The 22362-nt window shown below is 72.8% G+C and carries 22 protein-coding genes and 1 pseudogene; 18 read left to right on the top strand and 5 right to left on the bottom strand.

What is annotated here, in order from left to right:
- Window positions 1–196: 196 nt before the first annotated feature.
- On the bottom strand, window positions 197–922 hold the full coding sequence (locus ACWCXX_RS19285) for a response regulator transcription factor (RefSeq protein WP_451128714.1): 726 nt from the start codon (window positions 920–922) through the stop codon (window positions 197–199).
- Between the two features lie 225 nt (window positions 923–1147).
- Here ACWCXX_RS19285 and ACWCXX_RS19280 point away from each other — a divergent pair, with 225 nt between their 5' ends.
- From ACWCXX_RS19280 to ACWCXX_RS19260, 5 genes are all read left to right on the top strand, one after another.
- Window positions 1148–2440 carry a COG1470 family protein gene (locus ACWCXX_RS19280; protein WP_451128885.1) on the top strand — a complete coding sequence of 431 codons (1293 nt, stop codon included), beginning with the start codon at window positions 1148–1150 and terminating at the stop codon, window positions 2438–2440.
- A gap of 837 nt (window positions 2441–3277) precedes the next feature.
- Complete coding sequence (locus ACWCXX_RS19275; RefSeq protein ID WP_451128712.1) at window positions 3278–4804, top strand: phage tail sheath family protein; 1527 nt, start codon at window positions 3278–3280, stop codon at window positions 4802–4804.
- Between the two features lie 39 nt (window positions 4805–4843).
- Window positions 4844–5284, top strand: a complete 441-nt coding sequence (locus ACWCXX_RS19270) for a phage tail protein (protein WP_451128710.1) — start codon at window positions 4844–4846, stop codon at window positions 5282–5284.
- Window positions 5281–5787 (top strand): hypothetical protein, encoded by a 507-nt coding sequence (locus ACWCXX_RS19265; protein ID WP_451128708.1) that lies wholly within the window; start codon window positions 5281–5283, stop codon window positions 5785–5787. Before ACWCXX_RS19270 ends, ACWCXX_RS19265 begins: the two co-directional genes overlap by 4 nt.
- Entirely contained in the window at window positions 5784–5942 is a 159-nt protein-coding gene (locus tag ACWCXX_RS19260) for a DUF6760 family protein (RefSeq protein WP_003966147.1), read from the top strand. Before ACWCXX_RS19265 ends, ACWCXX_RS19260 begins: the two co-directional genes overlap by 4 nt.
- Window positions 5943–7307: 1365 nt before the next feature.
- Here the strand turns inward: ACWCXX_RS19260 and ACWCXX_RS19255 are convergent.
- On the bottom strand, window positions 7308–7790 hold the full coding sequence (locus ACWCXX_RS19255) for a hypothetical protein (RefSeq protein WP_451128706.1): 483 nt from the start codon (window positions 7788–7790) through the stop codon (window positions 7308–7310).
- A 201-nt stretch (window positions 7791–7991) separates the two neighbouring features.
- Window positions 7992–8453 carry a hypothetical protein gene (locus ACWCXX_RS19250; RefSeq protein ID WP_451128704.1) on the bottom strand — a complete coding sequence of 154 codons (462 nt, stop codon included), beginning with the start codon at window positions 8451–8453 and terminating at the stop codon, window positions 7992–7994.
- 118 nt (window positions 8454–8571) lie between these two features.
- On the opposite strand from ACWCXX_RS19250, the gene ACWCXX_RS19245 reads away from it, so the two are divergent.
- The 11 genes from ACWCXX_RS19245 (at window position 8572) to ACWCXX_RS19195 (ending at window position 19212) form a co-directional block, all read left to right on the top strand.
- Window positions 8572–8883, top strand: a complete 312-nt coding sequence (locus tag ACWCXX_RS19245) for a hypothetical protein (protein ID WP_451128702.1) — start codon at window positions 8572–8574, stop codon at window positions 8881–8883.
- A 49-nt stretch (window positions 8884–8932) separates the two neighbouring features.
- Window positions 8933–9358: a phage tail protein gene (locus ACWCXX_RS19240; protein ID WP_451128700.1), complete on the top strand. Its 426-nt coding sequence runs from the start codon at window positions 8933–8935 to the stop codon at window positions 9356–9358.
- Between the two features lie 67 nt (window positions 9359–9425).
- Window positions 9426–10148, top strand: coding sequence for a CIS tube protein (locus ACWCXX_RS19235; protein ID WP_451128698.1), 723 nt, complete (start codon window positions 9426–9428; stop codon window positions 10146–10148).
- Window positions 10145–11911 carry a VgrG-related protein gene (locus tag ACWCXX_RS19230; protein ID WP_451128696.1) on the top strand — a complete coding sequence of 589 codons (1767 nt, stop codon included), beginning with the start codon at window positions 10145–10147 and terminating at the stop codon, window positions 11909–11911. The genes ACWCXX_RS19235 and ACWCXX_RS19230 overlap by 4 nt, the downstream gene beginning before the upstream one ends.
- A gap of 60 nt (window positions 11912–11971) precedes the next feature.
- Window positions 11972–12289, top strand: a complete 318-nt coding sequence (locus ACWCXX_RS19225) for a PAAR domain-containing protein (protein ID WP_451128694.1) — start codon at window positions 11972–11974, stop codon at window positions 12287–12289.
- A complete protein-coding gene (locus ACWCXX_RS19220) occupies window positions 12286–12705 on the top strand; it encodes a GPW/gp25 family protein (RefSeq protein WP_389003299.1) in 420 nt (139 codons plus the stop codon). Before ACWCXX_RS19225 ends, ACWCXX_RS19220 begins: the two co-directional genes overlap by 4 nt.
- Window positions 12705–14666 (top strand): putative baseplate assembly protein, encoded by a 1962-nt coding sequence (locus ACWCXX_RS19215; protein ID WP_451128692.1) that lies wholly within the window; start codon window positions 12705–12707, stop codon window positions 14664–14666. Before ACWCXX_RS19220 ends, ACWCXX_RS19215 begins: the two co-directional genes overlap by 1 nt.
- Window positions 14663–15226 (top strand): phage tail protein, encoded by a 564-nt coding sequence (locus tag ACWCXX_RS19210; protein ID WP_451128690.1) that lies wholly within the window; start codon window positions 14663–14665, stop codon window positions 15224–15226. Before ACWCXX_RS19215 ends, ACWCXX_RS19210 begins: the two co-directional genes overlap by 4 nt.
- Window positions 15227–15230: 4 nt before the next feature.
- Window positions 15231–16409, top strand: a complete 1179-nt coding sequence (locus ACWCXX_RS19205; RefSeq protein ID WP_451128688.1) for an NADase-type glycan-binding domain-containing protein — start codon at window positions 15231–15233, stop codon at window positions 16407–16409.
- A gap of 340 nt (window positions 16410–16749) precedes the next feature.
- On the top strand, window positions 16750–18342 hold the full coding sequence (locus tag ACWCXX_RS19200; protein ID WP_451128686.1) for a hypothetical protein: 1593 nt from the start codon (window positions 16750–16752) through the stop codon (window positions 18340–18342).
- A 102-nt stretch (window positions 18343–18444) separates the two neighbouring features.
- Window positions 18445–19212, top strand: a complete 768-nt coding sequence (locus tag ACWCXX_RS19195; protein ID WP_451128684.1) for an N-acetyltransferase — start codon at window positions 18445–18447, stop codon at window positions 19210–19212.
- An 11-nt stretch (window positions 19213–19223) separates the two neighbouring features.
- Here the strand turns inward: ACWCXX_RS19195 and bla are convergent, their stop codons facing one another.
- Window positions 19224–20174, bottom strand: a complete 951-nt coding sequence (bla, locus tag ACWCXX_RS19190; protein ID WP_451128682.1) for a class A beta-lactamase — start codon at window positions 20172–20174, stop codon at window positions 19224–19226.
- A 172-nt stretch (window positions 20175–20346) separates the two neighbouring features.
- Between bla and ACWCXX_RS19185 the strand changes: the two genes are divergently transcribed.
- Window positions 20347–21249, top strand: coding sequence for a LysR family transcriptional regulator (locus ACWCXX_RS19185; protein ID WP_451128680.1), 903 nt, complete (start codon window positions 20347–20349; stop codon window positions 21247–21249).
- A complete protein-coding gene (locus tag ACWCXX_RS19180) occupies window positions 21246–22148 on the top strand; it encodes a serine hydrolase (protein WP_451128678.1) in 903 nt (300 codons plus the stop codon). The genes ACWCXX_RS19185 and ACWCXX_RS19180 overlap by 4 nt, the downstream gene beginning before the upstream one ends.
- Window positions 22149–22221: 73 nt before the next feature.
- Here ACWCXX_RS19180 and ACWCXX_RS19175 read toward each other — a convergent pair.
- A pseudogene (locus tag ACWCXX_RS19175) lies at window positions 22222–22362 on the bottom strand (transglycosylase SLT domain-containing protein); the annotation flags it as partial.

Raw genomic sequence — 22362 nt, 5'->3', positions numbered from 1 at the left:
GTTGATGACGCTCCCCTCGCCAGCATCCCGCCCGCCCCGGGCCGGGAACAGGCCCCGAGTACCCGGACCGGGGGAAGGAGCCGCTGCCCTTTGCGTCCCCTCTCCCCGGGACTCTCCTCCCCGGGCACGCCGGAGCGCTCCCGTGCGGCGGCGTCGGCACGCCGCCGCACGGGAGCGCGGGAGCACGGGGCGGGACTCAGATGAGTCCGTGCCGCATGGCGTAGCCGACGGCGTGTGCCCGGTTGCGCAGTTCGAGCCGTGTCGCCATCTCGTGCAGCACGTTCTTGACGGTGCGTTCGGAGTACGAGGTCTTCTGCGCGATCTCCGCCGTGCCGAAGCCCTCCGAAACCAGCCGGATCATCTCCGCCTCCCGTGCCGTGAGGGTGGAGAGCGAGAGTCCCCGGGGGTCGAGGACCGTGCGCTGGAGGCTGCTGACGTGGTCGAGGAGCTTTCCGAGCAGGTCGCCCGGGAGTACGCCCTCCCCGTTGGCTATCGCCGTCACCAGATGGACGAGACGGTCCTGGTCGGCCTCTCCGCGCCTGAGCACGGCGGCCACGCCGCACTCGATCAGGGTCTGGAGCGCGCCCGATTCGAAGAAACCGACAACGAGGCCGGTGCGGGTCGCGGTGTTGCGCTGGAGGCGGGACAGGAGCCGGACGGCGGGTTCGTCCACCATGTCCACCACCACTAAGGAGACCTGGGCCCGGTCGGCCTCGGCATCCGTCGTCAGTTCTACCTCGGGACGCGGTCGCAGCTGCTGGATCACGCCGGTCTGGAGGATCAGGTCCTCCGCGTACACCGCCACGGAGACCCGGCCCGACGGGGCCCTCCCGGGGCTGCGCCGGGCGGAGCGTTCCGAGGCGGTGGGCCTGCGGAACTGTCCGCGCGCCGCCGTTTCGTTCTTCACGTCTGTCGTCGTCATCGTTCCGTGCTCGTCTTTCTCGGTGCTGTCGCTCGATATGCCGGTTGCCTTGCCCGTTCGCGCCGGGTTCCGTCAGGGGGACCTGGCCCGGGAGAGGGGCTCGGGGAGGCCGTGCCGTTGTGCTCCGGGGGCACCGGCCCTGCCCGTGTGTTGCCCTCCCGTCTCTGCTGTGCCGCCGGGTCCGCGGCTTAACGTCGCATCGTGACCACAACTGCCGAATTCGAAATGTCCACGGTGACGGTGTCGCCCGGCGCCGAGGCGACGACGGCCCTGACCGTGCGCAACGACGGCGACATCGTCGAGGCCTACACGCTCGAAGTGGTCGGCGACTGCGCCGCGTGGAGCACCGTGGAGCCGGCGCGGGTCTCGCTGTATCCGGGCACTTCCGAGGTGGTGACCGTGCGGCTCGCGCCGCCCCGTTCCTCCGAGGTCCGGGCCGGTGAGACGCCCCTGGGGGTACGTGTCCTGCCCGCGGAGCGCCCCGAGTCGGTGGCGGTCCCCGAGGCGACGGTGGTCGTCGAGCCCTTCCACGAGATCCGGGGCCGGCTCGATCCCCGTCGGCGCCGCGGCTGGCTGGGCGCCCGGTTCCAGACCTCGGTGCAGAACCGGGGGAACACCCCGGTCGGGGTCGCGCTCACCGGAACGCAGGACGGGGAGGAACTCCGTCTGGCCTTCTCCCCCGGTCACCGGCGCCTGGAACCGGGCGAGTCCGCCGAGGTGGGTCTGCGGGTGCGGGCCCGCAAGCCGATCTGGTTCGGCAGGCCGGCCACCTGGCCGTTCGAGGTCGAAGCGGCAGAGAAGACCGACCGGGAGACCGAGGACGAGCAGCCCCGTCAACCGGAGACGCTGTCCGGCGAGTTCGCCCAACTGCCGATACTCCCCCGGTGGTTGCTGATCGTGCTGGCCGCGCTGCTCGCCCTGCTGCTCGCGTGGTTCGCACTGGTCAGGCCCGCGGTGCGGAGCACCGCGGAGCAGGCGGCGACCAAAGCCGCGGAGAAGGAACGGCCGAACAACGGTCAGCAGGGCGGGGCCTCGTCCGGCGGCTCGGACGATGCCTCCGGCGGTCAGGGGCAGGACGGAGACCAAAAGCCCCGCCCCGGCCGGTCTCCCGGCGGCTCGGGCGGTTCCGGCTCGACGACGGGCACGGGCGGCGACGGCCACCAGCAGATGTCGGAGACGATCGACGTGCAGACCGGGGCCGGGGGCAGGAAGAAGAAGACGTATCAGGTGCCCGAGGGGAAGGTGTTCGGCGTCACGGACCTCGTGGTGGCGAACTTCCAGGGCGACGAGGGGGTGCTGACCATCACGTTCGGGAACCGGAAGATCACCACCATCGCCCTGGAGACCTTCCGCAACCAGGACTATCACTGGGTCACCCCCATCGAGATTCCGGAGAACGCCACGGTCACCGCTTCCGTGACGTGCAACAAACCGGGCACTCCGGCCACCGGCACCCAGGCGTCCGGATGCCACCAGGTACTCAATGTCAGCGGCATACTGAGCGACCTCGCACCGTAGAACAAAGCGTCGGGCCCCGAATTTCCCCGGGCGGGAAGAGAACAGCAGAAATCCCGACCCGGGGAAACCCGGCTTGCCGGTCATTGGCGAAACTCTTTCCCCGTGCGCCCCGGTGAAACGCACCCGCGGCGGCCCGCGAAACCGGCGGCGGACGAACGGGCACCGGGTGTTCTCCGCCCGCTGTCCCTGCCGCCGCCTTCCGGGCGGGGCGTCGTACGGGCGCCGGCGCAGCCCGCCGGGCCACTTCGGCCGCGAAACTGGCCGATCGGCCGGTTTCGCGGCTCATTCTGGCTGATAGTGATCACTTCTGGAACGGTCCTTGACCACGGCTTGTCCTACTGGTCGTGGAGGGCACGGACGTCGCCGGACGGTGCGCGGCACGTCGGCGGGGCGTCCGCAGCGGCGGTACGGGGCCGTCGACGACCCCCGCGTCGTACTGCGGCCCGTGGGCCCGCCAAAGGTGAAGGACCGCCTTCGGCACGGGCATTCGCGAGCGGCTCCGGGAGCCCCGGCGGGGTGGTTCCGCATGCCTTCGTTCCCCGTCATTCCCCTGGTCCCGGTACCCGTATTTCCGGCGCTCGGCGCGCCGGCGAACCGTCGTACGGCCTTCCACCGTGCCCGAGTTCATCCCGCGTTCATCGAATGAGCCGAAAGAATTGCTCCGGGCCGGGCCCGGCAAGCCTTCCGAGAATGTCCGCGCGGGGAAGAATTCCCCGTCTTCCGGGTGCCTGGAAAGGCAGTGTCCCTGCCCCGTGCCCGGGACTCCGGGGCCTACTGCCTGCCGGGACGGCCCGGCAAGACTGGGCGGCGACCGGACGACCACCCGAAGGAGCGAGCATGCCGTCGTACCTCACCCCCGGTGTATACGTGGAGGAGGTGCAGTCCGGAGCACGGCCCATCGAAGGAGTCGGCACGGCGATCGCAGCCTTCGTCGGTTTCGCGGAGACCGGCCCCTTCCACCGGCCGACGCTGGTGACCAGCTGGGACCAGTACGTCCAGACCTTCGGCACCCATGCGCCCGGCACGTACCTGACGCGCGCGGTCCACGGATACTTCGCCAATGGCGGCGGCTCGGCCTACGTCGTGCGTGTGGGCGGCCCCGCGCAGGACTCGGCGGGCGGATCCGCCGCGGCGGCCCCGTCCGTCGCGCTCGGGGGCTTCCTGGTGTCCGCACGGCCCGGTACGAGTGGCGACCTCTCGGTGGAGGTCGCCGACGCGGAGGGGGAGAACCCTCCGGAGGACCGGTTCCGGCTGCTGGTGCGGCAGGCCGGCAAGGTGGTGGAGACCTTCGACGTCTCCACCCGCAAGAGCGTCAAGGGCTATCTGGTCACCCAGACCCGCCAGTCCAAGCTGATCCAGGTCGTCGAGCAGCCCGGCACGGCCCAGAGCCGCCCCGGGAACCAGGTCCTCCCCCTCTCGCCCGCCGCTGCCGGCCCTGGAGCCGACGCCGCGCGCGTCGGCCCGGCCGAGTTCGTCGGGGACTCCTCGGAGCGCACGGGACTCGCGGGGCTCGAAGCGATCGACGAGATCACCATGGTCGCCGTTCCGGACCTGATGAGCGCCCACCAGCGCGGGGACATCGACGCCGAGGGCGTCAAGACCGTCCAGCTCGCGCTGATCTCGCACTGCGAGCAGATGGGCGACCGGGTCGCCGTGCTGGACACCCCGCCGGGCATGAACGCGCAGCGGGTCCGTACCTGGCGCAACGACGACGCCGGATTCGATTCGCGCTACGCGACCGTGTACTACCCGTGGATCAACGTCTTCGACCCGACGGCCGGACGCAACTCCCTGATGCCGCCGAGCGGTCACGTCGCCGGTGTGTGGGCGCGCAGCGACGGCGAGCGCGGCGTGCACAAGGCCCCCGCCAACGAGGTCGTCCGCGGTGCGCTGGACCTGGAGATCCGGCTCAGCAAGGGCGAGCAGGACCTGCTGAACCCGATCGGTGTCAACTGCGTGCGCGCCTTCCCCGGCCGCGGCATCCGGATCTGGGGCGCCCGCACGCTCTCGTCGGACCCCGCCTGGCGCTACCTCAATGTGCGCCGTCTCTTCAACTACCTGGAGGAGTCGATCCTCCTGGGCACCCAGTGGGTGGTGTTCGAGCCGAACGACGACCGCCTGTGGTCGAGCATCCGGCGCAACGTGACCGCCTTCCTCACCGAGGAGTGGCGCCGGGGCGCTCTCTTCGGCCGCACGGCCGAGGAGGCGTTCTACGTCAAGTGCGACCGCGACAACAATCCGCAGGAGTCGATCGACCTCGGCCAGGTCGTGTGCGAGATCGGCGTGGCGCCGGTGAAGCCCGCGGAGTTCGTGGTCTTCCGCCTCTCGCAGTTCTCCGACAGCACCAGCCTCGTCAACGAGTGACCCGGCAGGGTCCGCAAACGGAACAGGTGACACAGAGCCATGGCAGAGGGCGACGCTCTTTCCACCCACGTCTTCGGCGTGCAGCTCGGCGGCTATCTCGTCGAGTCGATCCAGGAGGTCAGCGGTCTGACCGTCGAGGAAGAAGTCGTCGAGGTCCGTCAGGTGACCGCCGAGGGCAAGCAGATCATCCGCAAGCAGCCCGGCGCGCGCCAAGCGGGCGAGGTGACGATCACCCGTGGACTCGACAAGAGCAGCGAGTTCACCAAGTGGATCAAGGAGACGCTCAACAACGGGGCCGTCGACACCGCGCGCCAGAACCTGACCATCGAGATCAAGGACTCGAAGGGCGAGACGGTCCGGCGCATCCAGTTGATGCAGGGCTGGGCCAGCAAGTGGGAGGGGCCGTCGCTGAAGGCCGGCGAGTCCAGCCCGGCCACCGAGACGGTCACCATCACCTTCGAGGAGATCGTGGTCGAATGAGGCGCAGGACCGTTACGTCGGGCGGGCTCGACGAAGTTCTCGACACCCTGGCGTCCGCCCGGTCCGCCGCCCGCGAGGAAACCCCCGCACCGCCCGCGGCGCGGGAACGGGAACGGGAACGGGAACGCCAGGATCTGCGCACGGAGTTCGAGTTCGAGCTGCCACGCGGTTACGTCGACGACGAGGGCCAGGTGCACCGGCAGGGCTCGATGCGGCTCGCGACGGCGCGGGACGAGCTGCGCCCGCAGATCGACCTGCGGGTGAAGGAGAACCCGGCGTACCTGAGCGTGGTGCTGCTGAGCCAGGTGATCACCCGGCTCGGCACCGTCACCGATGTGCACGCCGGGGTGGTCGAGCGGATGTACGCCACCGACGTGGCGTTTCTGCAGGACTTCTACCGGCGGATCAACAGCGAGGGCCACACGCACGCCGCGGTGACGTGTCCGTTGTGCCACGGCTCGTTCGAGGTGGACCTCTCGGGTGGGCGCCTGGGGGAATCGTGACGTACGCGCTTCCCCGCCTGCGGGAGGAGATCGCGTACGTCGCCTACCACTTCCATTGGCAGCGTGAGGACATTCTCGACCTCACCCACGGCGAGCGTCAGCAGTGGGTCCGGGAGATAGCGCGGATCAACACCCGCGTCAACGAAGGCGGGTGATCGTATGGGGTTCGGCGACTGGTTCCGCCGGACGGACCGGACGCCGTCCGACGCCTCCTCCGGGGGCGGGGACGGGTCCGGTGCCGGGCCGACGGCCGCTGCCGCCCCGGACACCGGCCGGACCGACCGGTCAGACGGTGACTGGGACGGCGGTTGGCGGCAGGTCGCGCCGCCCGCGGTGACCGTCGCCCGGTCCTCGATCGGGGTGAGCGACGGGCTGCGGTTCCGGTCCGGCCTCGCCTCGTGGCAGAACGTCGCGTTCGGCGGCGAACTCGGCCATGCCGTGATGCCGTCCGCGCCGGTGGGCCTCATCCGCGGGGTCACCCGTCCCGCGGGGGCGCGTGAGGTGTCCGCCGGCGGGCCGCTGCTGCTGCGGGCCGCCCGATCCGACGCGGACGGGGGCACCGAACCCGTCGCCGACCCGTCGCCCGCGGCGGGGGGCGCGGGGCGGGGTCCCGCGGTCGTCCAGCGGTCGAGCGCTCCGGGGCGGCCCTGGGCTTCGCTCCGGGAGACACCGCGGCGGGCCGCTCGCGACAGCGGTACGACCGTGCCGGGAACCGCACCGGCCCCGTCGGGGACGTCTCCGGCCGGAAGCACGGCAGCGGCGGCACCGTCTCCCCGGGACGACATGCCGGTACCGACCGCCCGTCCCACCCCGGTGCGTCCCCGGCGGACCGCGCCGCCGCTGATCGTCGCCCGGCGCCCGGCGATGCCGCTGCGGCACATCACCGGCGTCGTACCGGCCGCGACAGCCGCACCGGCCGTACCCGCGCCCGTCACCGACGGAGGCGCCGCACGGCGGATCGCGTCCGAGCGGCCGGCCGCCCCCGCGTCCGCATCCGCCCCGGCTCCCGAAGCCGCGCCCGAGCCGACCGGCTCCGCCGGGCCTCCCGAGGTCACGGCCGTACGGCCCGCTCTGGGCAGGCCGCTGCGGGAACTGCCCTCCGGGGCCGTGCCCGCCGACCCGGCGGGCCGGCGCGGGGCGGTCGTACCGTCCGGCCCCACGGGGCAGCCCGGCCCCGGCATGCCCGTACTCCAGCGGCAGGAAGCGGAGACACCGGCCCCGGCGACCGCGCGACCGCCGGAGGCGACGGCACCGCCCGCGCGCCCGCAGTCACCCGCGCATCCGCAGCCGCAGTCACCCACTCGCGCGCAGCCGTCCGCGCGTACCGGTGCCACGGAGCCCTCCGGGCCGGCTCCGTCCCCGCTCTCGTCCCCGTCGGCTCCGGAGCGGCACCGGGCTCAAGGGACCCCCGGGCACGGGCCGTCGAGCCCCCCGTCGGCGCCGCCACCGGCCGACCGGGCGAAGCCCGCCCGTGGCGGGATCGGTGCCCCGCTGTCCTCGCTCCCCCCGACCGCCAGGCGTCAGGACGGCGCTCCCCTGCTCGGTGACCGTCGTCGGCCGCGTCCGGGAGCCATGGGCTCCGGGCAGGATGCGGCGTCGGGACGTGCGCCCTCGTCCTCCCCGTCGTCCGTACCGTCCGGGCCCGTGGGGACCCCGGCGCGCCCGGACGGGCCCTCCGCGATGCCCGTGCTCTCGTCCCCCGCGTCCGGTTCCCCCGCCCCGGCCGTACCGGGGCCCGCAGCCGTCCAGCGCGCGGCGGGCGCCCCTCCGTCCACGAGCACGCCCGCCACCGGCTCCCCTTCTCCCGCCGCTCCGGTACGGGTCCGGCGGATCGCCCCGGAACGGGCTCCGGCAGCCATGCACGGGCCCGCCCCCGTCGTCCGGCGTTCGCGGGCCCTGCTCCCGAGCAGGGCACTGGAGACCAGCACCGGCGCGGCCGAGGGGTTCTCGGCCCCGGTCGCGGCGGCGGGCGGCGGTTCGGCCCGGCCGGTCGTGACGGCCACCTGGCGTCGTGACGTACCTCAACCGGAGGCCGTCGTACCGGCGTCGGGGCACGGGAGCACGTCCCCCGGACCGCACCGGCCGCCCTCCGGTGCGTCTCCCCGGCCGACAACCGCTCCTCCCCCGCCCGCCGGGCCCGCCCCCTCGGAGCGGCCGGTGCGCACGGGGCGGGACGCCGAAGGGCCGGGCCCCGGCGGGACCGTTCAGCGCTCGGCGCCCGGGAGTACTCCGGGCGGGGCGCCGTCGGGCCGGGCACCGTCCGGTGGTTCCACCGGCTCCGCCCGTCCCGCGCCGGACGGCGGCAGGGGGCGGGCCGCGACCGGTACCGGCCGGGTGGGGCGCGGGGCGTCGATCGGCGGCTCCCTCCTGCGGCTCGTGCAGCGTTCGGCGCGTGGTGGGCCGGTCGTACCGTCCGGGCCCGACGTCACCCCGTCGGCGCGGGACCACGGGGAGCCCCGTCCGGGCCGCGTCCCCGCTCCGCCGTCCCCGGCGCCGCACCCGGCACCGACGCTCCCGTACGCGTCGGCGTCCCCCTCCGGGGGGTCCGCGCCGGCCGCCGCCCGGCCGGTCCCGGTGGTGCGCCCGCATCCGCCCGGAACGACCGGCACCGGCCCGGCCGCCCCGGCCGTGCAGCGGACGGCGCTGCCGGTGGTGCCCGAGTCCATCGGGCCCCTGTACACCGGCACGGCGCCAGGGGACGGCGTCGTGCCGGGTGGAGCACCGCCCCTCTCGGTGCGGGTGCCGCCGCGTCCCTCCCCCGGGCCGGGAGCCGGTCCGGGGGCCGTGCCCTCCTCCGGTCCGGCCGTCGGGGCGAGCGGTCCGGGAGCCGTGGCCCCGGCCGTGCAGCGCGCGGCGGCCGCGGCCGGGATCACCGGCGTCCCGGTCAGAGCTGCCCCGGTGAAGCCCGCCGGTCCACCGGCGAGGAACGGACCGGCCGCCCCGCCCGATGCGACGGCTCCGGCCGCGCACCGGGTGACCGGCGCGGAGATCGAGGAACTGGCACGCCGCCTGATCGATCCGGTGAGCCGGCTGATCCGCGCGGATCTGCGCCGGGGCCGGGAACGCACCGGCCGGCTGTACGACAACCGTCGCTGACGACGGCTCCGCCCGGCGGGGCACTGGGAAACGGCAGAGAAGAAGAGCAATGACGGACAACATCTTCGCGACGAGCGTGTTCTTCAAGCTGGTGATCGGGGGCAACGACCTGGGCGCCTTCCACACCTGTTCGGGTCTGGGTGCCGAGGTGGAGCTGGAGCAGTACGCCGAGGGCGGGAACAACGGCTTCACCTGGCAGTTGCCGGGGCGGATCACCTGGACCAACATCACCCTGACCCGCCCGGTGACCGCCGACACGCTCAGGATCACGCGGTGGCTGAACGACACGATCCAGCGGGTCGAGCGCAAGGACGGCGAGATCGTCGCGCTCCGCCCCGACCTCAGCCGCATCATCGGCTGGCAGGTGCAGGGCATCGTGCCGGTGCGCTGGCAGGGCCCCTCCTTCGATCCCGCCAGTTCCCAGCCGGCGATCGAGACGCTGGAGATCGCGCACGAGGGCCTGGAGCCCTCCTGATCAGGCATCGAATTCATTGCGCACCCCAGCAGTTCGTCGCACGTGAAGTACCGGAAGGAGGAACGCGATGTCACCCGTTGCCCGCACGAGCCGTGCTCGCGCCCAGCTGACCATCATGGAGCCGCCCGCGGAGGTCGGCGCCAAGCCGGGCGGGAGGATCGCCCAGCTCACGTTGCAGTTCAACCCGTCGCAGCTGTCGTTGAACAAGAGCACCGAGTGGCGGCGCACCCCGTCCCGGATGGCGGAGCAGTCCGCGCTGCCCGAGTTCGTGGGCAGTGGGCCCCGGACCCTGTCCATGGAGGTCTTCCTCGACGCCACGGCCACCCATGACAACTCGGTGGAGAAGGCGGTGGAACAGCTGATGCTGGCGTGCGCGCCCACCCCGAACAGCCTGGCCCGCAAGACACCGGCCAGTCCCTGGGTGCGCTTCGACTGGGGCACGTCCCGGACGACCTCGTTCGACGGTGTGATGTCCAGCCTGTCCGTCTCGTACACCCTCTTCGACGTCGACGGGAAGCCGCTGCGCGCCACCTGCTCCCTCTCGATCGAGGAGGCGAGCGGCGAGCGGCTGGGGCAGAACCCGACGTCGGGTTCGCGGGAGGCGCGGCGCACCCATCGGGTCGTCGTCGGCGACAGTCTGCCGCTGCTCGCGTGGCGGGAGTACGGCGACGCCACCGCGTGGCGCACCATCGCCCACGCCAACGACATCGACGACCCGATGCAGTTGGTCCCGGGCAGGGAGCTGGTCGTGCCCGGCCTGGAGGCCCCCGCGGTGGAGGGCGGCCGATGACCGCCCCGGGCCGTTCCTTCGCCGCCGATCCGATCGTCGAGGCCCCCAGCGAGCTGCCCCCCGTCTGGGCGGCCCAGCTGGTGAGCTGTGTGGTCGACGAGAACGTCGGCCTGCCGGACACCGCCGTGCTGACGTACCGGGACCCCGACCACAAGCTGCTCACCGCCACCGGGCTCACCATCGGCACCCCGCTGAAGATCTCCGTGGTCACCGTGCAGGAACGGGCGCGCGAGCGGCTGTTCACCGGCGAGGTCACGGCGCTCGAACTGGACAGCGACACCACCGGTTCGTTCACCGTCGTCCGGGCCTTCTCCAGGGCCCACCGGCTGCAGCGCGGCCGGAAGGTGGTGGCCTACCGCAACATGCGGGCCGCGGACATCGTCCGCAAGGTCGCCGCGGGTGCCGGGCTCGCCTGCGGAAGGGTCGAGGCCGCCCCCGTCATGTACAAGCAGCTGACCCAGCCCAACGTCTCCGACTGGGAGTTCCTCCAGTACCTCGCGGGCGAGAGCGGCGCTCAGGTACGGGTGGACGACAAGGGCCTGTTGCAGTTCGTGAAGCCGAAGCCCGCCGCGTCGGCGCCCTCGCCCGACACCTCCGCCGCCCGGAACCCGATGGTGCTCGAGTACGGGCGCAACCTGCTGGCCCTGCGGGCCGTGCTGACCGGGGCGGACGGGGCGGACGACGTGGAGGTGCGCGGCTGGGACGTCGAGACCAAGCGGCGGCTGGTGGCCCGTGAGCAGTCCGTGCGCAGCGACACGGTGTCGCCCGGGATGAGTCCGTCGCGGGCGGCCGGGGCGTTCGGGGCGGGCACCCGGCTGACGGTCGCCGACACCCCGTACCGGACCCAGGCCGAGGCCACGGCTGTCGCCGGTTCCCTGGCCGCCTCGGTGAGCTCCGGTTTCGGGGAGATCGAGGCGGTCGCCGAGGGCAATCCCCAGTTGCGGGCCGGTGAGCCGGTGGCGCTCGGCAACGTCGGGCCCGCGTTCTCCGGCCGCTACACGGCGACCGCCGCGCACCACGTCCTGGAGCCGAACGGCGGCTACCGCACGACGGTGCTGGTGAGCGCCGCGCCCGACCGTTCCCTGGCGGGGCTGGCCGGTGGTGCGAACGCGCCCGCGCGCGGTCCGCGCATGCCGGGTCTCGCGATCGGTGTGGTCACCGACATCCGCGAGGGCAGGGACGAACGGGGCTGGGTGCGGCTGAAGTTCCCCTGGCTCGACGACACCTATGTGTCCGACTGGGTCCGTACGGTGCAGTGGGGCGGCCGGGGCGGCGGCGGTGTGTTCAGTCCCGAGGTCAACGACGAGGTGCTGGTCGGGTTCGAGCAGGGCCTGCTGGACAGCCCCTATGTGCTGGGCGGCCTCTACAACGGGGTCGACAAGCCGTCGCCGCACGACGTGCCGCTGGTCGACCCGACCAGCGGAAAGGTCAACCGCCGCTCGCTGGTTTCCCGTTCGGGGCACCGGCTGGAACTGCTGGACAGTCCGCGCGGGCCGTCCGGCGTCCGGCTGGCCAGTGGTGACAAGCGGCTCGACGTCACGCTGGACGAGCGGCGGAACGAGATCGCGCTGAAGGTGTTCGCGCCCGGCGGCAGCCGGGTGCTGAGCTCCGTGACCCTCTCCAAGTCCGGCATCACGATCGACGCCGGTACGGGTGAGGTGAACGTGAAGGGGCGTTCGGTGAACGTCAACGGCAGAACGGGGGTCACCGTCGACGGCGGACTGCTCGCCGTCCTCAAGGCCAAGCTCATCCGGATCAACTGACGCCCCGACACGGCCCGTACGACGGCCGAATTCCTTTTCGCAGCAAGGAGAACAACGACCATGCCCCCTGCAGCCCGGACGGGCGACTCCACCGTTCACGGCGGTCTCATCGGGACCCCGCCACCGGGTGCCGTGGCCGTGGCCACCGTGCTGATCGGCGGCAGGCCCGCGGCCGTCACCGGCAGCCTGCACGTGTGCGTGGTCCCCCCGCACGCCGCGCTCGGGCCCGGGAACGTCGTCCTGCCCAACCCCGCCGCCGCGGTCGGCGGTCAGGTGCTGATCGGCGGGCTGCCCGCCGCCCGGATGCGGGACACCACCAGCTGCGGCGCGCAGATCGTCACCGGCGCGATGAACGTCCTGATCGGGGGTCCGGTGTGAGCGGCTTCATCGGGCGCGGCTGGGGCTTCCCGTTGCGGGTCGGTCCCACGGGCGGCATCGGCATGGTCGAGCGGGACCAGGAGATCGAGGAGGCGATCGGGCTGATCCTCGGCACGGCGCCGGGCGAGCGGCCGATGCGGCCTGAGTTCGGCTGCGGCATCCACGACCACGTCTTCGCCCCCGGCGACGGCGCCACCGCGGGCCGCATCGCGCACGAGGTCCGCACGTCGCTGGAGCGCTGGGAGCCGCGCATCGAGGTCACCGACGTGGTGATCGCGTTCGACGCCGTCGAGGAGGGCACCTTGTACATCGACGTGCACTATGCCGTGCGCGCCACGAACGACCTGCGCAACCTCGTCTTCCCCTTCTACACCATCCCCTCCTCCGAGGGCTCCGCGGAAGCGGGGGTGCGCTGATGGCCCTGCCCTCCCCCAACCTGGACGACCGGCGCTTCCAGCAACTCGTCGACGAGGCCAAGCGGTACGTCCAGCAGCGCACCCCGGAGTGGACCGACCACAACGTGTCGGACCCCGGCGTCACGCTCATCGAGACGTTCGCGTACATGGTCGACCAGTTGCTGTACCGGTTGAACCGGGTGCCGGACAAGAACTACTCGGCCTTCCTCGACCTGCTGGGCGTCACGTTGTTCCCGCCGACGGCGGCGCGGGCGGAGGTCGACTTCTGGCTGTCGGCCCCGCAGCCGGAGACCGTGCTGCTCCCGGCGGGGACGGAGGTCGCCACCTCGCGCGGCGAGGCCGAGGAGGAGGTGGTGTTCTCCACCTCCGACGACCTCTCGATCGTGCCGAGTTCGCTGGCCCGGCTGGTCACCGCGCCGGTGTCGGGCGAGCAGACCGACCGGACCGCGCCGCTCGGTGCGGGCCAGGACGTTCCGTGCTTCCAGGCCAGGCCGGAGCCGGGCGACGCGGTGCTGTTCGGGCTGCCGACCGCCGTTCCCCGGTGCATCGTCGCCGTGCGCCTGGACAGCCGGGTGGAGGGCGTGGGCGTGGACCCGCGGCAGCCGCCGCTGGTGTGGGAGGCGTGGGACGGTGCCCGCTGGGTGATGTGCCGGACCGGCACCGACAGCACCGGCGGGCTGAACCGGCCGGGCGAGATCACCGTGTTCGTCCCCGCCGGGCACACCACGTCGGTGGCGGCGGGGACCCGGGCGGGGTGGCTGCGCTGCCGGGTCACCGCGCCGGAGCCGGGCCAGCCGTTCTACTCCGAGTCGCCGACGATCCGGGAGGCCGAGGTGTTCACCGTCGGCGGCACCGCGGACGTGGAGCACGCGGAGACCGTCCTGGACGTTCCGCTGGGCGTCTCGGAGGGGGTCGCAGGTCAGCGGTTCCTCGTGGACCGGGCGCCGCTGCTGCTGGACGGGGAGCCGCCGGTGGTGCAGGTGTCGTCCGCGGAGGGCTGGCAGGTGTGGACCGCCGTGGAGCACTTCGGTGCCTCCCTGCCGGACGACCGCCATGTGCGGATCGACGCCGTCACCGGCGAGTTCGCGTTTCCGCCCGAGGTGCGCGAGCCCGACGGGACGATGCGTTCCTGCGGCGCCGTGCCCGAGAAGGGCGCACAGCTGCGGATCCCCCGCTGCCGGACGGGCGGCGGCGCGGCCGGGAACGTCGCCCGGGGCGCCATCAACGTGCTGCGCAGCTCGGTGCCGTACGTGGCGAGCGTGCACAACCGTGAGGCGGCCCGGGGCGGGGTCGACGGCGAGACGGTGGAGAACGCGAAGGTCCGGGCGCCCAACATCCTCCGGGTCCAGGAGCGGGCCGTCACGGCCGCGGACCACGAGGTCATCGCCCGCGAGGCGGCGCCCTCCCTGCGCAGGGTCCGGTGCCTGCCCGCCGTCGCGGGCGAGGGCGGGGCGGTGCGGGTCCTGGTGGTTCCCGACGCGGTCCCGGACGAGGGCGGGAACCTGCGGTTCGAGCAGCTGATCCCGTCGGATTCGGTGCTCTCGGCGGTCGCGGCCCGGCTCGACGAGCGGCGGCTGGTCGGAACCCGGCTGGTGGTGGAACCGCCCGCGTACCAGGGCGTCACCGTGGTCGCCAGGCTGGTGGCGTCCGGCGGGGACGTGGACCGGGTCCGTACGGAGGCGCTCGCGGCGCTGTTCCGGCACATCGACCCCCTGCGGGGCGGGGCGGAGGGGACGGGCTGGCCGTTCGGCCGACCGGTGCAGTACGGCGAGGTCTTCGCGGTGCTCCAGAACGTGCCGGGGGTGGGGCTGGTGGAGGAGGTGCGGCTGTTCCCGGCGGACCCGATCACCGGCCGGCGCGGGGCGGCGCAGGAGCGGATCGACGTCGCCGCGGGCGCCCTGGTCTTCTCGCACCAGCACCAGGTCGTGGTCACCGCGGGCGGGCGGGGTGAGGGTTCATGACCAGAGCCGCGGTGCCGGGGCTCCCCAGCCGCTACCCGATCGGCGGGCTGCTGCCCGCGCTGTACGCCGACGACGACCTGGCCCAGCGGTTCACCGCGGGGCTGGACACCGTGCTGGCCCCCGTCCTGTCCACCCTGGACAACCTTCCGGCCTACTTCGATCCGGCGCTCGCCCCGGCCGACTTCCTGCCCTGGCTGGCGTCCTGGGTGGGTGCCGACCTCGATCCGGGGCTGCCGCCGGAGCTGTGCCGGGCCGTCGTCGCCCACGCCGTCGAGCTGCACCGGTGGCGGGGCACCCGCCGGGGGCTGGTCGAGCAGCTGCGGCTCTGCTTCGGTGTCCACGCCGACATCCGTGACGGCGGGGGCGTCGTGTGGTCGCCGGAGCCGGGAACCGCGCTGCCCCCGGCTCCGACCGGCGAACTGCTGGTGCGGGTCTGGGCGCCGCACGGGGGTCCGGTGGACGCGGACCGCGTCCTGGAGGTCGTCGCGGCGTCGTGCCCCGTGCACCTCACGTGCCGGGTGGAGATCCTGCCGGGTCCGCCGGCGGAGACAGGAGGCTGACGCGATGCGCCCATGTCCGGCGTGCGGTGCGGGCAACCGCGATGACGACGAGTTCTGCGGGAACTGCGGTTCCTATCTGGGCTGGTCCTCCCGGCCGCCGCAGTCCCCTCCCGGCGCGGAACCGGTCGGCCCCGAGGAGCCCGCCGGGCCGTCGGAACCGGCCGCCGGGCCGACGGGCCGGGCTCCGGACGCTCCCGCGGCCGGTGCCGCCCCGCAGGCCGCAGGGCCCGCGGCCGGGCCCCCGCCCGCCCCGCGCCCCGAGCCGCCGGTGGCACCCGCGCGGTCGCGCGAGCAGGAGTCCGCCGGGCCGCCCCCGGCGACGCCGCCCGCCGCGGCCCCGGAACCGCCCCCGCAGCCGGTGCGGCCCGCCCCCGCCCGGCCGGAACCACCGGCGGAGGAGGGGACGCCCGTGGTCGCGGTGCAGCCGGCCGAGCCGATCGCCCGGCGCCCCGTCGTCCGGCCGGTGGCTGCGGAGGAGACCCCGGACGGGCCGCCGTGCCCGGCGTGCGGCACCCCGAACCTTCCGGAACGCCGGTTCTGCCGACGCTGCGCCGCACCGCTGCGGACCCGGGAGCAGTCCAAGCCGCTGCCGTGGTGGCGCACGGTGTGGCCGCTGCGCCGTCGTACGCGGGGCGGGTCGGGCCGGATGCTGCGGCGGATCGTGTTGGTACTGGTGGTCGTCGGGCTGCTGTTCACGGGCTTCCTCTTCCTGCCCGTCGGGCGCTACCTCTTCGAGGACGTGCGGGACAAGCTCGGCGGAACGGCGGAGATCGAGCCGTCGAGGGCCACCGCGAGCGCCCGGGTCCCCGGCCATCCGGCGGCCGACGCCGTCGACGGGGTGACCAACACCTACTGGGGGGCGCCCGCGCTCGACTCGTCCTTGACCTGTGCCTTCGACAAGCCGTTCCGGCTGGTCGGCGTCACGGTGCACACCGGGGTGTCGAAGGATCCCCGGGAGTTCCGGCGGGGGGCCAGGCCCACGCGGGCCGATCTGTTCATCACCACGGCGGACGGCGAGGTCCGCAGGAAGGCGATGCCGCTCGCCGACAAGCCGGGCCCGCAGACGGTACGGACCGGCATCAGCGACGTCGTCTCCGTCCGGATCGTGCTGCGGGACGCGTCGGGCCAGGGCGAGGGGCGTCCCGTCGCGGTCGGGGAGGTCGAGTTCTACAAGCGCACCTGAGCGGCATCGACGGCCCCGACCGCCCGAGGTCCTGCCCTCCTACGGGCGTGCCCCGTCGTCGGCCCGGGAGGAGATCGTGCGCGGCAGCCGCTCCGGGCGCGCGAAACCGGAGGACGGGCGGGACCGGGTGGAGTCCGGCCCGGCAACGGTCCGCCGGACCCTCCCCGCGGGACCCGCCGGGCGCGGGCCCGCGCCCGCCCGTCGTCGCCCCGTCGTGGGACTCCTTGGGGCCTGATGACGGGCCCCCGGACCCTGTCCGTGGGCCCGGGGGCCGTCGGTACAGTCCGAGCCCGGCAGGCGGACGCCCCGGTGACGCGAGGAACCCATGACGAGGTGCCACATGAGACGAAGCGACCGGATACGCGCCGGCATGCACTCGGGTGCGGGACAGACGACGATCGAGTACCTGGCCCTGCTGGGGGTCGTGGCCGTCGTGGTCGGCGCGATCGCCGCCACCAGCGTCGGGGACGACATCTCCCGTTCCGCGCACCGCCAGGTGTGCCGCATCGGTGTGTCCCTGGGCATCTCCTGCCCGGAAGACAACGATGTCATGGAGAGCGAGCACCGGACAGATCCCCACGACCCAGTCAAATCCGGCACCCTTCTGCGAAGCAAAGCCGGCGAGCCCGTCAGCAAGTCCGCCGACACGTCCCCCGACAAGACCGTGAACGCCCTCCCCGACATGTGCTTCGAGGCACGGGAATCGCAGTCCGCGGTGTCCGTCCCGGGCAACGGCGTGCTCGGCAAGACGGCCGCCTGGGGATACTCCTGGCTGGCCAACTTCGTCATCGACAAGGTCAACAACGAGAAGAACAAGGAAAAGCGGGTCAAGCAGGCGCTCGACGACCTCGCCTGGTGCCTCCCCGGCTACAACATCGTCATCGCGCAGCCCCATGAGGGCAATCTGCAGGAGATGGACGGCACGGCGATGGTCGAGACCGTCTCGATCAGCGGTACGACCTACCGCGTCTACGCGTTCAAGACCGGCAGGTTCACCTGGGCGGACGACGCAGAACTCGGCTGGAAGAACCGGGGATTCCGCGGCGTGTACGACGTCAGCGAGGACCGCCGCACCGTCACGTTCGAGGAGCCGCCGAAGCCCGGGCGCAAGGAGGGCTGGAAGCCCGGCGACGAGGGCTGCCAGGTCGAGGGGCAGGAACCGCCCGACCGGAACCGGTACTACAACACGTACTCCCCGCTGCACCCCGAGGCATCCACCCAGGCGGTACGGATGCTGGTGAACGACATGCGCCGCTGCTACCCCGACTACAACGTGGTCGCGATGCACTCGGAACAGAAGTCGCACTGGACCGAGAAACCGGACGCGTTCGTCCACGAGGGCAGGTACCGGCTGAACTCCAACGAGTACCACGACCAGGAGCAGGGGGACGACATCGCCTCCGGCCGGGCCGTCTTCGACATCTACGTCTTCGACAAGGGCGAGTTCAGCAACGACGGCGACGGCGGCTACACCAACTGGGCGTGGTACGGCGACTTCGACCGCGACGGCTCGAAGGTCCGCTTCGACACCCCGGACCCCGCCGACCTGGACGCCGACCCCTACCCCGTCGGCTCGGGCACGGTGAACTTCAATGACGAGACGCCGAAGTACACGGACGGCGGCCCCTACCCCGGCACCGACTACTCCGGCAAGATTCCGGGCGACGCCTCCGAGCTGACCCGTTCACTGATCGACGAGTACGGCCGCGCCTTCCCCGGCAAGAACATCATCACGGCGAAGTCGTTCAACGACCTCTCCTTCACCAAGGTGTCCGGTCTTGAGCACCTCGCGGTGGTGAACGGTGTCGACGTGTTCGCCGTCGACGAGGGAACCATCACCAACAAGGGCGACGGCGGATGGAAGAACTGGGGCTTCACCGGCAACTACGACTACGAGGAGGGCGAAAAGGAAGTGACCTTCGCCAAGCGGTGAGGACGTCCCGGACCGGGTGTCCCCGACGGCTTCGAAGGGGCGGGGACGCCCGCGGGACAATTGCCTTGGTTCCGGCATGGGCCTGTGGCAGGGTGCTCCGTCGTGACAGAGAAAGACAGCATCCGGATCGTCCCGCTCCACGAGAATCCGTCGTTGATCGCCCGTGTCTACGAGATCGACGACGCATGGCCCGCCTTCATCTCCCACGAGCCGGTCGCCAACGCCTTGTTGAGCCGGGTTCCCGAGGAGTTCCCGCAGTACTGCGTGGTGGCGACGGACGGCGACCGGGTCGTCGCGCGGGGGTTCGCCGTGCCGTTCGACGCCGAGCTCGACGGGCGCGAGGAGATGCCCGACCAGGGCTGGGACCGGGTGCTGGTGTGGGCGTTCCAGGACCGGCAGTACGGGAACGCCCCGACGGCGGTCAGCGCGCTCGAGATCTCGGTGGACGTCGATTACCTGGGCCGCGGTCTGTCCCCGCGCATGCTGACGGCGATGCGGCAGGCGGCCGGCCGGCAGGGGCACGACGCCCTGCTGGCACCGGTCCGCCCGACGGCCAAGCACCTGGAACCCCGCGTCCCCATGGCCGAATACCTCCGTCGGCTGCGGGACGACGGGCTGCCCGCCGACCCGTGGGTGCGGGTGCACGTCAGGGCCGGCGGAACCATCGAGAAGGTCGCCCCCGCCTCGATGACGGTCAGTGCCTCGTCGGCCCAGTGGCGGGAGTGGACCGGGCTGCCCTTCGACCGGGACGGCGACGTCGAGGTACCCGGCGCCCTGGCACCGGTGCACTGCGACACCGCGCGCGACCACGCCGTCTACGTCGAGCCCAACGTCTGGATCCGGCACGGCATCCGGCCCCGTACCGCCTGAGGGCGGGGCCGTTACGACAGCGTGCCGGCGACCACGGAGGCCGCCCGCGCGACGAGCTCGTTGTCGTACTCGGCGTCCGGCTCGCCCCGGTTCGACAGGATCGCCATGACGATCGGGGCGGCGCCGGGACGCCACACCACGGCGATGTCGTTGCGGGTGCCGTAGAAACCACCGGCTCCGGTCTTGTCGCCGACCACCCAGTTCCCGGGCACCCCGGCCCTGATGAGCTCGTCCCCGGTGGTGTTGGTCCGCAGCCACTGCGCCAGCTGCGCGCGTTCGTCCTTGCCGAGGACGTCTCCGAGGACGAACGCGCGCAGGTCCTTCGCGAGCGCCCGGGGCGTGCTGGTGTCGGCCGTGGCGCCCGGGGACCACTCGTTGAGCTGCGGTTCGTAGCGTTCCATCCGGGTCACGTCGTCACCGAGCCCGGCGAGCACGGCCTGCAGTCCCCGGGGGCCGCCCAGCCGGTCGAGGAGCAGGTTGCCCGCGGTGTTGTCGCTGAAGCGGACGGTGGCGTCGCACAGGGCCTTCAGGGTCATCCCGGTGTCGACGTGCTTCTCGGTCACCGGGGAGTCGCTGACCAGGTCGTCCCGGGAGTACTCGACCACCTCGTCCAGCCCGTCCAGGAAGTACTTGCGCAGCACGGCAGCGGCGGCCAGCGCCTTGAACGTGGAGGCGTGGGCGAAGCGCTCGTCGGCGTTGTGGGTGACTTCGCGGCCGGTGCCGGTGTCGATGGCGTACACGCCCAATCGTGCGTCGAACTCGCGCTCCAGCTGCTTGAATTGACGGGTGAACGGCTTGGGTTCCCCGCCCGGCCGCACGGCCCCGACGGATGAGGAGTACGCCGCCGGGGAGACGGCGGACGAGGAGCGGGACTCCTCGCTCCCGCAGGCCGCGAGCGGTACGAGGGCGAGGGCGGTCAGCGCGGCGAGAAGGGTGCGCCGGACACGGCTGTGCTGCTGCATGGGTCCGAACCTCCACAGGGCGCCCTTCGGGCAGGGCGCATGGGGGACGGGGCGGCACGGCCCCGTCCCGGAACGTGGTCATGAGTGCCGGTACCACCCTCACCGTTCGGCGGTCATGCGGTCCAATACGCTCGCGTGCCGTTCCATGCGGATCTGGCATAGGGTGCGGGGCGTGGATCTGGTCGGAGCGTGTCGAGCATTCGTCGGCGTCAGCGAGCACAGCAGCTTCACCGTCGGAGCAGCCGCGACCCGGATGTCCCAGCCGGTGGCCAGTCGTCGGGTCGCCGCCCTGGAGGAACTCTTCGGCGAGCAGCTGTTCGAGCGCATGTCGCGACGGGCCGTGCTCACGCCCTTCGGCCGGGACATGCTGCCGGCGGCCAGACAGCTCGTGCAGGCGGCCGATGTGCTGCTGCACGAGGCCGATGCCGCGAAGTGCAAGCCCTGGCGGCTCGCGATGCCCGGCCTCTGCTCGACGGTCGGTCTCGCCCGGCTGGTCGCCGAGGCCCGGGAGCACGGCATCGTGCTCGACCTCCGCATCGCCGGGCCCGCGCAGCGCAGCGAGCTCATCCACTCGCAACTGGTGCGTGCCGCCCTGCTCGCGGTGCCCGCCGACGAGGCGACGTGGTCCGTGCCGCTCGGGCTCGCCGGGGTCCGGGATACCGGCGTGCGGCGCATCTACATCGAGACGTTGCGGATCGGGCGGGTGTCGCCGGGCCCGGCCCGCCGCATCTGGATCCAGCCGGAGGACGACGTGCCGCACATCCGTGACCCGCTGACCCGGCTGCGGGACGCGGTCGGCCTGCGCCCCGCCCAGCTCGTCACGGCACCCGATCTGACGAGCGCCGCGGCGGAAGTGCTCTGCACGCGCGACCTGTTGTTGTGCTCCCCCGCGCAGGCCGAGGACCTCTCCCTGGCCTGGCGGCCCATCGGTGAGATCGCGCTCGTCCGGGGGTTCGCCCTCGCCGCCGCGGCGGGCGGCAATCCACAACACGTCGAGGCACGGCTGGGCGATGCCATCGGCCGCTGCCTGGGCGCGGACGCCGCGGCGGGCGGCACGGAAGGGCCGGTGGCGTGAGCACCGAAGCGCTTCTGGGCGACATGCGCCGGCAATTGCACGACGGCGGGCTGCGCGGCTGTCTGCTCGTGCGGGATCTCCACACGGGCGAGGAAGTGGGGATCGCTCCGGACACCCAGTTGCCCGCCGCGTCCCTGGCCAAGGTCCCGCTCGCGCTGGCGACGGTGGAGCGCATCCGGCGGGGCGAACTCGACGGAGCGACGATGGTCGACGTGCTCCCGGGGCGTACGGCCGTGCCCGGTCCCACCGGGCTGAGCCAGTTCCGCCACCCCGCCCGGATCGCGATCGACGACCTGCTCTACATGAGCACCTGTGTGAGCGACGGCACGGCCGCCGACGTACTGTTCGACCTCACCCCGCCCGCCCAGGTCACCGGCATGCTGCGCGAGTTCGGTCTGCACGGCATCACGATCCGGCACGGCCTCGACGAGCTCATCGACACTCCTCTGGAGCGTTTCGACGCCTCTCAGGCCCATCTCGCGCTCTCGCTCGCCATCGACGCCGGTACCAGTGGCCGCGGGCATCGGGTGTCCCAGCTCGACACCACTCGCGCCAGTACCGGCAGTGCACGCGCCTACGTCGAACTGCTGCAGGCCCTGTGGACGCCGTCGAAGATCCATCCCGAGGCGGCCGCGCACGTGCGTGGCCTGATGGCCCACAACCTCCTCCGGCACCGGCTCGCGCCCGACTTCAGCTCCGATGCCACCACCTGGTCCTCCAAGACCGGCACGCTTCTCAATCTCCGGCACGAGATCGGTGTCGTCGAGCACTCCGACGGCCAGGCCTTCGCCATCGCAGTCCTGACCGAGTCGCTCGTCCCGGCCAGTGTCCAGCCCGGCGCCGACGCCCTCATGGCGCAGGTGGCCCGTACGTTGCGTGACCACCTGCGGCAGCTCTGAGGGCTGTCCCGCGCGGCTTCGCGCGGGGCCGCGTCTCCGTCCGCCCCGTCCGGGGGGAACCGTAACGCCCGGATCAGTAGGCGGAGTTGACGTTGTCGATGGAGCCGTAGCGGTCGGCCGCGTAGTTGGCGGCCGCGGTGATGTTGGCGACGGGGTCGGTGAGGCTGTTGGCGGTGCCGGCGACGTGGTAGGCGTCGAAGGTCGGCTGGATCAC

Source organism: Streptomyces sp. NPDC001732, from assembly GCF_053596315.1.
The sequence above is the reverse complement of the archived record's forward strand: the minus strand, read 5'-3'. Positions and strand labels throughout refer to the sequence as shown.

What these genes read in the sequence shown, in the direction of transcription:
- ACWCXX_RS19205 (WP_451128688.1), top strand. Translation starts at nt 15,231, where the DNA reads ATGCGCCCATGTCCGGCGTGCGGTGCGGGCAACCGCGATGACGACGAG.
- ACWCXX_RS19235 (WP_451128698.1), top strand. Translation starts at nt 9,426, where the DNA reads ATGTCACCCGTTGCCCGCACGAGCCGTGCTCGCGCCCAGCTGACCATC.
- ACWCXX_RS19215 (WP_451128692.1), top strand. Translation starts at nt 12,705, where the DNA reads ATGGCCCTGCCCTCCCCCAACCTGGACGACCGGCGCTTCCAGCAACTC.
- ACWCXX_RS19250 (WP_451128704.1), bottom strand. Translation starts at nt 8,453, where the DNA reads ATGGACTCGGGCACCACCGGCAGCGCCGTCCGCTGCACGGCCGGGGCG.
- ACWCXX_RS19270 (WP_451128710.1), top strand. Translation starts at nt 4,844, where the DNA reads ATGGCAGAGGGCGACGCTCTTTCCACCCACGTCTTCGGCGTGCAGCTC.
- ACWCXX_RS19280 (WP_451128885.1), top strand. Translation starts at nt 1,148, where the DNA reads ATGTCCACGGTGACGGTGTCGCCCGGCGCCGAGGCGACGACGGCCCTG.
- ACWCXX_RS19275 (WP_451128712.1), top strand. Translation starts at nt 3,278, where the DNA reads ATGCCGTCGTACCTCACCCCCGGTGTATACGTGGAGGAGGTGCAGTCC.
- ACWCXX_RS19200 (WP_451128686.1), top strand. Translation starts at nt 16,750, where the DNA reads ATGAGACGAAGCGACCGGATACGCGCCGGCATGCACTCGGGTGCGGGA.
- bla (WP_451128682.1), bottom strand. Translation starts at nt 20,174, where the DNA reads ATGCAGCAGCACAGCCGTGTCCGGCGCACCCTTCTCGCCGCGCTGACC.
- ACWCXX_RS19265 (WP_451128708.1), top strand. Translation starts at nt 5,281, where the DNA reads ATGAGGCGCAGGACCGTTACGTCGGGCGGGCTCGACGAAGTTCTCGAC.
- ACWCXX_RS19225 (WP_451128694.1), top strand. Translation starts at nt 11,972, where the DNA reads ATGCCCCCTGCAGCCCGGACGGGCGACTCCACCGTTCACGGCGGTCTC.
- ACWCXX_RS19240 (WP_451128700.1), top strand. Translation starts at nt 8,933, where the DNA reads ATGACGGACAACATCTTCGCGACGAGCGTGTTCTTCAAGCTGGTGATC.
- ACWCXX_RS19230 (WP_451128696.1), top strand. Translation starts at nt 10,145, where the DNA reads ATGACCGCCCCGGGCCGTTCCTTCGCCGCCGATCCGATCGTCGAGGCC.
- ACWCXX_RS19210 (WP_451128690.1), top strand. Translation starts at nt 14,663, where the DNA reads ATGACCAGAGCCGCGGTGCCGGGGCTCCCCAGCCGCTACCCGATCGGC.
- ACWCXX_RS19285 (WP_451128714.1), bottom strand. Translation starts at nt 922, where the DNA reads ATGACGACGACAGACGTGAAGAACGAAACGGCGGCGCGCGGACAGTTC.